Here is a 13,306-nt window from a genome sequence, read left to right on the forward strand (position 1 = left end):
CAATAACTACGGCGTCTATTTAGAGGATGCTATGCGCTACGGCGGGCTTACGATAACTCCCGGCGTGCGCTACGAAAGGCACGAGCTAAAGACTTACAACGGCAGAGGTGCTAATATCTCTAGCTACAAATATAAATTCAACGAAGTAAGCCCCGCCTTGGCGCTTGATTACGAGATCGGCGCGGGATTTGGAGCGTTTGCGAGCTATGCGCGAGTATCTAGAGGACCTGACGTAATGGAGAGCATGATGGCTGCGGGCACTAGCCGCGGCAGACCACTAAGCTGGATGGCTAACGAAAATTTAAAAGCCACTACGGGCAACGCCTACGAAATAGGAGGTCGCTACAAAAACGATCTGGGGGAGAATTCCTCGGTAAGCCTAACTGCGAAGTATTTCAGGACAGAATATAAAAATCTCATCGTAGATAACAACGCTCGCGGCGGCGTTATCGGCTGCCCTGGAGGCGCGCAGGGCACCTTATGCAGGGCTAATGCAGGCGGTGCGGACATTGACGGCGTCGAGCTTTTCGCAAGATTAATATTAGATGATTTGAGCCTTGCTGCGGGTTACACCCACCAGCACGTAGAATATAAAGACCGCGTGCGCAGCGGCTCGGGCTATCTAAGCTCAAACATCATCGGCTACCGCGACTATGGCGATAAATACACCTTCAATGCCGAGTACGCAATCTCTGCGGCGGATCTACTGCTGGGCTATAACTTGCTCTTTTTCGACTCCAAAAACGTAGCCTCCGCAGCTAGCGACGAAAAAACAAAAGTGCCTAGCTACGCGGTTCACGAACTATATGTGACCTACGCTCCGGATAGTGGGCGATTTAAAGGGCTTGAGATCAACGCGGGCGTTTACAATCTCTTTGATAAAGCCTACGCGTCGCACTCGCAGCGCAGCGCCGATTTTACCGGAGATTCAAACGCTATCGACTGGGAGCCGGGACGAAATTTCAAGCTAAGCGTGGCGTATAAATTTTAAAGCTTACGCGAGAGACCGCACGAAATTTTGCACGCTAAAGCAGCGAAATTTTAAAAATTCAAAGCCCTTGGAATTTCAAAATTCCAAGGGCTTTGGAAATTTGAAATTCTTAGACTTAGAATTTCAAGCTTTTAAATTTTTAAATTCTACTAACAGAAATTTTCTCATAAAATTTTTGCAAATAGCAAAATTCTCATTCGCAATGAAATTCTAGCTTACGGCAAAATCCTCAAAATTCAAAGCGATATCCGCAGCGCTTCACATCCGAAGTTCGTTTAGAATTTATAAAATTCCTCCCGCTTCAAGCGCCGTCCGTTTACTCTTCATCGTTAAAATTCCGTTTTAAATTCTACTTAAAAGGAGAGCCTTTGTTAAATTATACTAAAAACGCCATTCGCGGCGCGTTTTGGACGAAACCGTTCATAGTTTTAGTGCTGCTTTTGCTGCTGCTAATTCCGCTAAGCTTTATCGATAATCTTACCTACTCGCGCTCCGAAACCAAGCAGCTCGCGCAGGATTCGATCCTCACGCCGGTGGGTGGTGAGCTGCAAATCCAGGGCCTTGCGATCGTAGTGCCCTACGCAGAGATAATCGAAGCGATAGACAAAAGCAACAACGAGCTCGTAAAAAGGCGCGTAGAGAAAAATTTCATCATCGTGCCTAAAAACTACTCCCTCGCGGCGGAGATCGACCCCACCTATTTAAAGCGCGGGATTTTTCGCGTTCCAATATATAACGGCGACTTCGCGCTAAAAGCGGACTTTGAGGCGATAAACTATACCGAGCTCGGCGTTGATCCTGCGCGGTTAAATTTCGACGAAGCCGTGCTAGTGCTCGGCGTAGGCAATCAAAAATCCTTCACCGCTTCTCCCGCTTTAAGCCTAAACGGCAAGGAGCTTAAGCAATATCACGGCAACACCGAAGCTAAAATTTTCGATCGAAGCCTAATCTACAAGCTCCCCGCTTCCGCGCTGTCGTCTGATTTTAGCATCAGCGGTACGCTTAAAATCCAAGGCGGCGAGGCACTTCATCTAGCTCCGATCGCGCAAAATAGCCGTTTTGAAATTAGCTCTACTTGGGCATCGCCTAGCTTTGGCGGCGGCTTTATCGCCAAATCGCGCGAGGTAAGCGCTAACGGCTTTAAAGCTTCGTGGGAAGTTACAGGCTTAGCCGCAGGCATTGCTCCTGCGTGGCTTGCAGATCAAGATGACCGCGTCGCTATAACAAACTGGCGCAGCAACGACGATAGAAATGACGCCGTAAGCATCGGCTTCATCGAGCCCGTGAACAACTACTCGCTGATTAAGCGCTGCACGGATTACGCGCTGTTATTCTTAGCGGTGCCGTTTTTAGCGATCTTTTTGTGCGAGGTTTACACTCACGAGCGCATCCACCCGATCCAATACCTATTAATAGGGCTTGAGGACGTCGTTTTCTACCTGCTAGTGCTTTCGCTCTCCGAACACATGGGCTTTGCGATCAGCTACGCTATCTCGGCGATCGCGGTAAGCGCGATAGTATTTTTCTACGCGAGCGCGATTTTCAAAGGCGCGCGCTGGGGCATTTTCATCACTTGCGTTCAGCTCGTTTCATATGCTATCCTCTATGTCATCTTAAATTCCGAAGACTACGCCCTATTAATGGGAAGTCTGATGATCTTTGCGGTGATTTCGCTGGTGATGTATTTTACGCGCAAGCTCGACTGGTACGACACGGCGATCCCAAGCGGCGAGAAAAAGCAGGAGCAAGAGCCTGAAATTTAGCCTTTAAATTTAGCGATAAATTTAATCACAATGGCCTTTGGAACTTTAAAACCCAAAGGTCTTTTTAAATTTGCCCGCTAAATTTCAACTGCCAAAATTTCATCTATTTAAAATTTTACCCGCCGCGGCAGACAAACCGCGACCGAGCCGAACGGCGCATTTTAAAATTTTGCCCTGCGAGCGGGAGTATGTCGCGATAAAGATAAAATTTAAAGCGCGCCGTTTTAAATTTTAAAATTTCATCCGCGCCGCAGAGCCGATTTTTGAGTATAATGAGCGAAAAATTTTAAGGATTTTGTGTGATACTTGCTATTGAGAGCAGCTGCGACGACAGCTCGGTCGCGGTGATGGATGAGCGCAGTTTCGAGCTGAAATTTTACGAAAAAATAAGCCAGGAGGCCGATCACTCCAAATACGGCGGCGTCGTGCCCGAGCTTGCCGCGAGGCTGCATACGGAGGCGCTGCCGTGGATTTTGCAGCGCGCAAAACCCTATTTTGGCGAGCTTAGCGCCGTCGCAGCGACCAATACCCCGGGGCTCAGCGTGAGCCTGATCGGCGGCGTGAATATGGCAAAAGCGCTCGCGCTCGCGCTAAATTTGCCGCTCATCGGCGTAAATCATCTCATAGGCCACGTCTACTCGCTGTTTTTAGGCGGCGAGGCGCGGTTTCCGATGGGCGTTTTGCTCGTTAGCGGCGGGCACACGATGGTTTTGGATATCGACGCAGCGGGGGGTATCGAAATTTTAGCGACCACCGGCGACGACAGCTTCGGCGAGAGCTTCGATAAGATCGCCAAAATGCTAGGCCTCGGCTATCCGGGCGGCGCACTCATCGAGGAGCTTGCAAAAGGCGGCGAGCCGCGATTTGAGCTGCCCGTGCCGCTGAAGGGCGACAGGCGGCTGGAGTATAGCTTTTCGGGGCTTAAAAACGCCGTGCGCGTGCAGATCGAAAAGCTAAAAGAGGCGGGCGAGCTGGATGAGCGGGCGATGCGCGATCTGGCGCGCTGCTTTGAGGACGCGGCGTGCGCGCACATACTGGATAAATTGCAGCGGATCTTTGAGCTGCGCCGCTTTGCGCGCTTCGGCGTAGTGGGCGGAGCGAGCGCAAACCTGCATCTGCGCGGGCTTTTGACGGATTTGTGCGAGCGAGCGGGCTGCGAAATACTTTTCGCGCCGATGAAATTTTGCTCCGACAACGCCGCTATGATCGCGCGCGCAGCGATAGAAAAGCTGCGTAAAAATGAATTCACGGCACCCGCAGAGCTTGAGATCATCCCGCATCTAAATCTACGATCGGCGTTTGAGTAAAATTTTAAAATTTACAAATAGTCTGCGCCCGCTAGCGAATTCTTGCGCGCTCGCTCACGGTTAGGTTTCGGATAAAATTCGCTTTAAATTTACGCATCACGTTTCGGGCTCGCGCCACGTTTCGCTAAATTTCTCTCGTGCTCGCACCGCCATCGGTACCGCTGCGCACGTCCTCACCCTTTGCAATATCTGCTAAAATTTGATCAGCTTGTTTACTCGTCATTTTTTATCCTTTATATTTAATCATGCAGAAAAGTTACGACTTCATGTTCTTTTGGCAGGAACTTTCTACCGTGTATGCCACTTTCGCCATATTCTATCAAAGCTTCATTAAGCGCCCTATAAAGTTCATCTAACGAAATTCCGTCAAGACTAGAATTGATATTTTCCAGCTTATATTTGATAAAAAAGGGGTTATCGACTAGCATTTTACTTGTGGTTTCGTCATAGACCCGTCTAATGTCAAGCTCGATAACATTACCCTTATAGCATAAAATATAAATCTCCTCACCCGTAAATCCATCTCGCGGATCCGGCAGGTGCGGATCACACACAAAGATAAACCAAATATCCCTCTGCCTATCGACAACCCAATCAAGCTGTTTTATACGTTGATCACCTAATGGAAGTTCATTAAAATTTGCTCTGGAGCTATTTACTATGTCAATAACGCCATATTTCTCAATATCCTCTTTAGAAATATATTCTGCTACAAACGCCACTTTATTTTTCCTTTCTTACATCTATTAATGCTACACTAAAATCATCCTTATCCTCCCAGCCTGGTCTAAATTTAAAATCAATCAAAATATCTCTCAATATTTTAATAACTTCATTATCTGGAATAATAGAATTTATAACATTCACCTCGATAATTTTCCACACCCTTTGAAATTTGCGTCCATCCACTTCTTGATCATATTCGTAGTCCAAAAGAATATCTAAATTATTTCCTTGAATATAAAGCCTCCATAGCTTTTTGCTCCCATAACCATAATCATACCCTTCATTTGGTAGTCTTTCAATTAAAAGAAACCAAATATCTTTTTGTCTATCAACAACAAAATTTCTAGGTAGTTCTTCATGATACGGACTATATTGATAAAAAATTTTGCTCAACCCGTATTTCTCATCATCCTCTTTTGTGATGATTGCATTTTCAAACGCCATTCTCTCCTCCTTAAGAAATTTAATAATCTTAGATTTTACGATATGTTTATATTCGCCTATGCGCTAATAAATATAGCGCAGGAATTAAATTTATAATTAATTTTCGCTTTGAACCGTGCGCAACGCTCTCGTTAAAATTTTTAAAATTTTAAAGTGCAACTTAAATTTACAGCCGCGGCTCGGCGCACTAAAGTGCAGGCCGCCGCCGTATGTTTGAAATCCCGCTATAAACTATGCGGCACTACGTATTCAAAATCCGCGCATATCAGGCGCTGCGATGACACGCCGAGCTACGCGGGCTCGGTAAATTTCGCCACGGCGTGCCTAAGCTTCTATCGCGTAGGGGATTTTATCTTTCGCGCCGGCGCCCGCAAAGCCTTTAAGTCGCAGTAGGCAGCTGTCGCAAAGCCCGCACGCAGCGTCCTCACGCTCGTAGCAGCTCCACGTAAGCTCCAGCGGCACGCCGATCTCAAGCGCCAGCGAGACGATCTGCGCCTTGCTAAGGTGCACGAGCGGGGTTTTGATGCGCGGATGAAAGTCGCGGCTCGTGCCCAGCTCAAGCGCTCGCTCGAACGCGCCGATGAAGCCCGCGCTGCAGTCGGGGTAGCCGCTGCTGTCCTCCTGCACCACGCCGATGAAGATCGCGTCGCAGCGCTCCTTCTCGGCGAGCGCGGCGGCGATGCTCAAAAACACGCCGTTGCGAAACGGCACGTAGGTGCTCGGTAGATCCGAAAACACGCTCTCGCCGCTTGGCGGTGAAATTTTATCGCTTTGGCTTTGCGATGAAATTTGATTGTTTTGGCTCTGCGATGAAATTTCACTCTCTGCGTGCTTGGGTGGAATTTTATCGCCCTGCTGCGGCTGGGCTCCGCTTTGAGATGCAATTTCGCCGTCTTGCAGTGAAATTTTGTCGTCGCGAGCTAAAATTTTGCCGCCTTGTGGTGAAATTTCATTGTCCCCGAGTGAAGCTTCACCGCCTTGGGTTAAAATTTCACCGCTCTGCGCGCAACCGCTTCGCGCCGAATCTACGGCGAGCGGAACGTCTGCGGAGCTCGCCGAGAAATTTGACGCAGTGAAATTTTGTCCGCCAATCTTGGCATCAATAGAATTTGCCGCAATAGAATTTTGCCCGTCTAGTTCGGCGACGGAATTTGTCTCGATAAAATTTTGCCTAGTAAGCTCGGTACTCTTGGAATTTACCGCGCTGTCAATTTCGGCGCCGGTAAAATTTGCCGCGCCGCCAAGCTCCGCCGCGCCCTTCCTGATCGGCAAGGCGCCGTCCGTAAGGGCGCTGCCGCCGATTTGCGCGATGAAGCGAGCATCTAAAACGAACCTCTTTACGACCCCCAAATCATCGCAAATTTTACCGAAGCACTCGTGCTCTTTGCCCATCGTGCGCTGATCATAGTCAAAGTGCAGCGCCACGATCTCGTAACCTTCGCGCCTCGCGATATAGGCGCAGGTCGCGCTGTCCATGCCGCCGCTGATCACGCATAAAGCTCTCATTTTCGTCCTTTTTTTGCTAAAATTATACGAAAATTTTATAAAAGAGGGGTAAAAATGATACTTTGCGAGCAGCCATATCCAGAAATTTTGGACGCTATCGCGGCGGAGCTGGGCGGCGGGAGCGTCGAGCTAATTTTCGTGCGCGGCGAGGAGATGCGGCAGCTAAACGCGCAAACGCGCGGCATCGATAAGACGACCGACGTACTGAGCTTCCCGCTCGATCCTGCGGCGTTTGCGGGCTTCGGCGGGGATTTGAGCAAGGAAAATTCCGCGCATAAAAACAGCGGCTCTAAAAATCAAAACGCTGCGAATTCCGCTAGTGAAAATACAAGCGCCGCAAATTCTGCGAGCAAAAATTCTAATGCCATAAATTCCAAAAATTCCGAGGGCAAAAGTTCTAGCGATGAAAATTTAAAGAATAAGAATTTTGACGGCGGAAATTTTGCTCCCGCGCTGCTCGGCTCGGTCGTGATAAATTTAGACCTCGTAGAGCTGAAAGCCGCGCAGCTAGGGCACGGCAGGGATGACGAGACGGCGCTGCTTTTTACGCACGGCCTGCTGCACGTGCTAGGTTACGATCACGAAAGCGACAGCGGGCAGATGCGCGCCAAGGAGTGCGAGATAATCGAGAAATTTCGCCTTCCAAAAAGTCTGATCGTGCGAACGGAAGGAAGCGAGGGGTAGGCGCTGTATATCGAAAAGGGGCGAGCAAGGCATGTGCAGCGACGCAAAATTTGAACAAAATTTTAAAAACGCAGATATGAAAGCAAAAACAAGCGACCCTAAACTGCAGCTATAAAAGGATCTTTTAGGGTAAATTCGCCGTAATTTCCCAACCAAAATTTCGCATGCTCAAAATTATCAACGGCAACTGAATGCGTTTGTATGATTAACTACTTAATAGTAAATTTTTGTATTTAAATACAAATTTCTACAAACGGATGTTTGCGAAACTTTGTCTTTAAATTTACTAATTTTAATAAAAACCGCTTTAAGACCGTTTATTAAATTTACGGAATCGATAAAAAGCAGATAGTCTTTATCCTTATATTTTATCGGTCCAAAATAAATCAGGGTGTTTCCTGCGATCTTGTTTCGATAATCCTCAAAATCTATCCTGCTATGATATGAATCGTATGAGGGGTCTTTTATAATCTTACTGCACTCTTGCGGATCTAGAATATACATAAAATTTGCAAAAGACATCTCGTATTGCCGAAAATCTCTATACGTCATAATATACAAAAGCTTATTATCAAATTTATACAATGTAAATCCACGCCCGATAAAGCCGTCTCTAATCGTTTTATTCATATCCATATACCAGCAATCGCCCATATTTTTCTTTAAAACGGGGTTATTGTAATCCGTCGTATCAAAAACCAGAGGTTTGATTACGCTTATATTTTTCCATTCGAATAGATCATCGTAAAAGTCGTTGCAGAAGTCTCTTTCTTTTGATAAATGCTCTTCGTATTCTTTTTTGAGCGTTGCATTTCTATCTATTTGCCAAAAGCTAACGGTTTTTCCGTTGAAAGTGGTTTCTCCTTCTACCATACCGGAAGGATTGTTTCTTACTACTTTCCTATCATTAGCTTTCCATAAAGCTATTTTTAAATCAAAAGGAATTTCCGTATCGCTTACATCGTTTGCATTCGCAAATAGTACGAATGCGATCATTAAGATGAAAATATGAACCCACATATCCGCTCCTATCGATAAAGCTTCGTATTTAAGTATGAATTGCTACAAACAGGCATTTGTAAAATACCGTCTTTAAATTTCCTGATTGTGACGTTGAATAGTTGTCCGCTATCCGTATTGTCAAAATCTATGAAAAGTAGATAGTCTATATCTTTATAACGTATCGGTTCGGCATAAAACAGACGCGGTTTATATATGATATTGCCTGGAATCTCCAAATTTACCCTGCTACGAGGATCTTTTGTGATTTTACTACACTCTTTGGGATCTAAAATGTAAGCAAGATTTGCGAAATCATCCGTCTGATATATATAAGGAGTGGTTTTATAAATCATAATATACAAAAGCTTATTATCAAATTTATATAATGTAAATCCGCGCCCGCTAAAGCCGTCTTTAATCGTTTTATTCATATCCATATACCAGCAATCGCCCATATCTTTCTTTAAAACGGGGTTGTTGTAATCCGTCGTATCAAAAACCAGTGGGTTTATTATATTTATATTTTTCCACTCGAACAGATCATCGTAAAAGTCGTTGCAGAAGTCTCTTTCTTTTGATAAATGCTCTTCATATTCTTTTTTGAGCGTTGCATTATCTTCTATCGTAAAAAAATAAAAACTCTTGCCGTTAAAGGTAGTTGCACCCCGAATCATAGGTTCGTGAAGAGCTTTTCTTACAACTTTTTTGTCTTTAATTTTCCATAAAATGGATTCCAGTCGCCATGGCATCGATGGCTGCTTTATATCATCCGCTTTTACGAACGATACGGCAAACAAGATCGCTAAAATAAAAGCACAAATTTGCATCCCTTGCTCCTTAAAATGAGCTTTTGAAGCCTTAAAAGCGTTTTTCATTACTAACATTATACGCTTATACAACATAATTACTTAATCAAAGTATAAAATACATTATCGTATCCGCACAAATATGAATTTATGCATATACCGCCGATCTATACGGCAGGCTTTTAGTGTTTAAATTATCGATCACTTTTATTCACATTCATGAATGTATGGATCTTTTAGGGTAAATTCACCGTAATTTCCCAACCAAAATTTTGCATGCTTAAAATTATCAATGGCAAATGTCGCATGGTGCTCGCTGTATACCCTGCGTGATCTGCATTTTTTGCCTTTGTAATCATAGTGATCTGCGAGCTTTTTATAAAATTCAATGCTTTCGTTATCAAAGTCGTAACCCAGCGCGATATCTTGATTTCGCCCGTCGTAAAAATGGATATAGTCGAAATCGAGGTTGTAAAAAACCTTGCAATGACCATTTTCGCCGTTTATTATGGCATCGCTGCAATATTTTTCTAGTTTTAATTTCTCTTTTTCAAACTCATGCCGTAGCTTGGTTTGCTCTGGCGGGTCTAAATTTTGTGTTTTCTCAGTAAAAAATTCCTCTTCATACCTAAGCGCCTTTTGCAATAAAATAGCCGCATACTCGGCTCTTTTAGAATAAAAATATAGAAAATAGGAGGTGTATAACATAAAGATGAAGCCTGCAAAAATCATAAAATTTCTAAGTAGCTTTTTCAAATCGTTGCCTTTCTATGCTCTATATCGGTGCAAATAGTTTTGCCTCTTTCAAAAAAAAGCGATGACTTATTATATCCCGTTAAGATTAAATAGCATTTGCAATTTAATATTATATTTTGATTTTAATCTGATATAAGAACGACGGGACGTAAAATTTATCGTCGTATCATGTAAATTCTGCGAGCAAAATTTATGTGAATAAAATTCACTCAACTGCGCGCCTAGCCAAAACTCACGGAGTCTATATTTGTTCCTGCGGACAAACCCTCAAGCGCGCCGATTTAGAATTTAAATTTCTTAAATTCTATCTTTTCATCGAAAACCGACATCGTGCGCCGCAGCTCGTCTATATCGACATTTAGCACGGCTAAGAAATACTCCCGTAGCTGCACGTATTCATCTTTGTTTGCCATCAAAATATTCATTATATCAACGTTGGCGTTTTCTTTATATAGCACGAGCTGATCGTGAATGCCGAAAAATCCGAGGCTGCCATTATGTAGATGCATAAATATCTTAGAGCCGTAAAGCAAGGTAAGTACCATAGTAAAAATACAAACTATATTTCTAATATTAACACTCACGCTTTCGTCGTCTCCGCCAAACTTAAGCGCGAGTAAAACCCAAACGGCGATAACGATCTTAAGGGCTAACGGCATTTGCTGCCTCCAACTCCATCTGCAATCGAAGCTAACCGCCATCGCACCAATCTTTTGTAGCTCAAAAAATTTCACAATTTCGCCCTTTTTATAATACGCGACGGCGGAGTTCGTCATCACGAAATATGCTTCTCCCTCGCGCCTAGCCGCCTCTATGAGCGGTAAGAGCACTAGGATAAACATCCGCAATACGCCTAGCTCTGGCGGACCCACCACGATGATGGCAAAAAACAAAAATATTAAAAATACGCAGCACATCGCAGGGAATTGATATTTAACGTAATCGCGATAGAGATGATCTGTGATGATTAATGGGGCTCTGTCATAATCTATGATTATGGTATTATCCTTGCTCGAAAGGCTCGCATTCTTGTAGGTATATGTTTCTGTACTATCATCTGCAAACTCCGAGCCATCTAGTTTTAAATCCGGTTTTAAATTCAGATTGCAAGCATCGGGCTTGTCACTATCCGTCTGCGATCCGCAAGACGCCTTCGCGTGCCTTCCGCGTAAGGCTTCTCTTAATTCACCTAAATTATCGCTCAAATCGTTTCCTTAAATTTTACCCGAAATTTTGCCACTATTTTTTAGTCCGCTCCGCAAACAAACGCTGCAAAAAGGCGTCTGCGGCGGATAAAATTTCGCTCGAATTTTAAAAGCTCCGTCTAGCCGAAGTTTACGGGATCCATATCGATCTCGACGGGCAGATGCTCAAGCGCGCGCGCGGCGTTAATTAGCGGCACGTGCGAGCTAGCCCGCAGCAGAATTTCAAAGCGAAATTTCGACGCGATATAGGCGATGCCTGCCTTACCGTAGCCGATGATCTCAAAGCTCTCGCTCGCTTTCTCTTTCAAATACTGCGCGGAATTTTCGGCAGCATTTTCGGTCGCTAAATTTATAAAATTTTGCGTGGCGCCGTTTCTTTCGAACTTTAAATTTACGCTATCAGCGCCTGCGTCGTAAGCTGAAATTTGCATGGCATTTTTTAAATTTGAAGCGTTTTGGCGGTTTAAATTTACATCGTCCCCGCACAGATCCGAGCTTTGAAATTTAAAATTTGATATTTGCTTGCCGCTCTGCTGCGCAGAATTTTGTAAATTTAAAGCGCTTAAATTTGCTCCCCTCGCGTCCAGCCCGTCACGCGGTGCAAACGCGCTATCTCCCGCCTGTTTACGGCGTAAAAGCTCAAGCGCCACGTTCATTATCTCGCCCGCCGCCTTTTCGTTTTTATGCGAGATCAGCACGCGCAAAAGTCGCATATACGGCGGATAGAGCCCTTCTCGAAACTCCGCCTCGTCGCGCAAAAAATCATCGTAGTTTTCGATATAATCCCTAAAAAAGCCGCTCTGGCGCGTCTGTATGACGACCCTGCCCTGCCCCGAGCGACCCGCGCGGCCTGCCACCTGCATCGCAAGCGATAGCGTCTTTTCGCGCGCCCTAAAATCGGGATAGCTCAGATGCTCGTCGATCCCCATTATCACCGCAAGATCGACGCCATGGTAATCGTGCCCCTTGCTAAGCATCTGCGTGCCTACCAGAATATCGATTTTATGGGCGTTAAAGTTATTTAGCAGCGCCTCAAGCTTGCACTGCGTGGTAATCTCGTCGCGATCAAATTTTGCGATACGGGCACTTGGGAAGCGCGCCGCAAGCTGTGCCGCAAGCTCGCCGGTGCCGATCTTGCGCGCCTGCATTACCTCGCCGCCGCAGTTTTCGCAAGACGCCTTGTAAAACGTGCTAAAGCCGCAGTAGTGGCACTTTAGCGCCGCAGCGTCCGCGTGGTAGCTCATCCCGACGGCGCAAAATGGGCAGCGCACGATCTGCCCGCAGTTTTCGCAAACCATATATTTGTAGTTCGCGCGCGTGGGCAAAAACACGACCGCCTGCTTGCCGGCTTCGAGGCTGCGCCCGATCTCGGTTAAAATTTTAGAACTCAGCCCCGTCTCGCTCTCGTCGAAAATGAAGCGCTTGGCGCTGCTAAAGTAGGTGCCGCGCAGGCGGAAATGCGGCTGCTTCGCGTAGGTGCTAAGCGCGGGCGTCGCAGAGCCCAAAACCACGCGGATGCCAAGCTTCTTGCCGACGAAAATTGCGGCGTCGCGGGCATTTAGGCGCGGTGCGGCGGCCGATTTATAGCTGTCGTCGTGCTCCTCATCCACGACGATGAGGCCCAGATCGCTAAAGGGCAAAAACAGCGCCGAGCGGGCGCCCGCGATGAGCCTAATCTCGCCTGCGTTAAATTTCGCTAAAATTTCACGCTTTTTTTTGGGCGAAATTTTGGAGTGCCAGACGCCGAGCCGCTCGCCGAAATAGCTCTGTAGCCGCTTCGTCATCTGCGGCGTGAGCGAGATTTCTGGCATCAAAAACAGCGCCTGCTTGCCCGCAGCGAACGCCTGCGCGATCAGCGCGATATAAATTTCGCTCTTGCCGCTGCCCGTATCGCCGAAAATCAGCGACGTCTCATTGGCTTCGGCAAATTTACGCGCTTGCTCCTGCGCGAGGGTGAGGTTTGGAATTTTACATATTTGAAGCGGAGATAGCGGCTGCGAAATGGGGCTTTGCACTGCGACATCGGAATTTTGCGCGATGGCGGAATTTTGCGCTGAAGTAGAATTTTGAATCGAAACGAAATTCTCCCCCTTGGCAAAATCTCGCTCTTGGGTCG

At 46.0% G+C, this 13,306-nt stretch carries 11 protein-coding genes and 2 pseudogenes; 4 read left to right on the plus strand and 9 right to left on the minus strand.

Features of this window, described 5'->3' with window-relative positions; genetic code table 11:
* The 3 genes from Q0277_RS06295 to tsaD form a co-directional block, all read left to right on the plus strand.
* On the plus strand, nt 1-991 hold a 991-nt coding region (locus Q0277_RS06295), incomplete at its 5' end, for a TonB-dependent receptor (RefSeq protein ID WP_297996580.1).
* A gap of 368 nt (nt 992-1,359) precedes the next feature.
* Nucleotides 1,360-2,754, plus strand: a complete 1,395-nt coding sequence (gene creD, locus Q0277_RS06300; RefSeq protein WP_297996582.1) for a cell envelope integrity protein CreD — start codon at nt 1,360-1,362, stop codon at nt 2,752-2,754.
* Between the two features lie 299 nt (nt 2,755-3,053).
* A complete protein-coding gene (gene tsaD / locus Q0277_RS06305) occupies nt 3,054-4,061 on the plus strand; it encodes a tRNA (adenosine(37)-N6)-threonylcarbamoyltransferase complex transferase subunit TsaD (protein ID WP_297996584.1) in 1,008 nt (335 codons plus the stop codon).
* Nucleotides 4,062-4,300: 239 nt separating this feature from the next.
* Here tsaD and Q0277_RS06310 read toward each other — a convergent pair whose 3' ends face one another.
* The 4 genes and pseudogenes from Q0277_RS06310 to Q0277_RS06325 all read right to left on the minus strand — a co-directional run.
* The gene (locus Q0277_RS06310) at nt 4,301-4,783 is read right to left on the minus strand and encodes a hypothetical protein (RefSeq protein ID WP_297996586.1); all 483 of its coding nucleotides are present in this window, start codon (nt 4,781-4,783) and stop codon (nt 4,301-4,303) included.
* Nucleotide 4,784: 1 nt separating this feature from the next.
* The gene (locus tag Q0277_RS06315; protein ID WP_297996588.1) at nt 4,785-5,231 is read right to left on the minus strand and encodes a hypothetical protein; all 447 of its coding nucleotides are present in this window, start codon (nt 5,229-5,231) and stop codon (nt 4,785-4,787) included.
* Between the two features lie 324 nt (nt 5,232-5,555).
* Complete coding sequence (locus Q0277_RS06320) at nt 5,556-6,503, minus strand: 7-cyano-7-deazaguanine synthase (protein WP_297996622.1); 948 nt, start codon at nt 6,501-6,503, stop codon at nt 5,556-5,558.
* Nucleotides 6,489-6,737, minus strand: a pseudogene (locus Q0277_RS06325) (7-cyano-7-deazaguanine synthase); the annotation flags it as partial. The gene Q0277_RS06320 and the pseudogene Q0277_RS06325, both read right to left, overlap by 15 nt.
* A 54-nt stretch (nt 6,738-6,791) precedes the next feature.
* Here Q0277_RS06325 and ybeY point away from each other — a divergent pair.
* Nucleotides 6,792-7,421 (plus strand): rRNA maturation RNase YbeY, encoded by a 630-nt coding sequence (ybeY, locus tag Q0277_RS06330; RefSeq protein WP_297996590.1) that lies wholly within the window; start codon nt 6,792-6,794, stop codon nt 7,419-7,421.
* 213 nt (nt 7,422-7,634) lie between these two features.
* Here ybeY and Q0277_RS06335 read toward each other — a convergent pair whose 3' ends face one another.
* The 5 genes and pseudogenes from Q0277_RS06335 to priA form a co-directional block, all read right to left on the minus strand.
* A complete protein-coding gene (locus Q0277_RS06335) occupies nt 7,635-8,441 on the minus strand; it encodes a hypothetical protein (protein WP_297996592.1) in 807 nt (268 codons plus the stop codon).
* Between the two features lie 8 nt (nt 8,442-8,449).
* Nucleotides 8,450-9,097 carry a hypothetical protein gene (locus Q0277_RS06340; protein WP_297996594.1) on the minus strand — a complete coding sequence of 216 codons (648 nt, stop codon included), beginning with the start codon at nt 9,095-9,097 and terminating at the stop codon, nt 8,450-8,452.
* Between the two features lie 339 nt (nt 9,098-9,436).
* A complete protein-coding gene (locus tag Q0277_RS06345; protein WP_297996596.1) occupies nt 9,437-9,985 on the minus strand; it encodes a hypothetical protein in 549 nt (182 codons plus the stop codon).
* Nucleotides 9,986-10,266: 281 nt separating this feature from the next.
* The gene (locus Q0277_RS06350) at nt 10,267-11,190 is read right to left on the minus strand and encodes a hypothetical protein (protein ID WP_297996599.1); all 924 of its coding nucleotides are present in this window, start codon (nt 11,188-11,190) and stop codon (nt 10,267-10,269) included.
* Nucleotides 11,191-11,831: 641 nt separating this feature from the next.
* Nucleotides 11,832-13,139 (minus strand): annotated as a pseudogene (gene priA / locus Q0277_RS11180) (primosomal protein N'); the annotation flags it as partial.
* Between the last annotated feature and the right edge of the window lie 167 nt (nt 13,140-13,306).

This window comes from uncultured Campylobacter sp. (genome assembly GCF_938030815.1).
Taxonomy (GTDB): domain Bacteria; phylum Campylobacterota; class Campylobacteria; order Campylobacterales; family Campylobacteraceae; genus Campylobacter_B.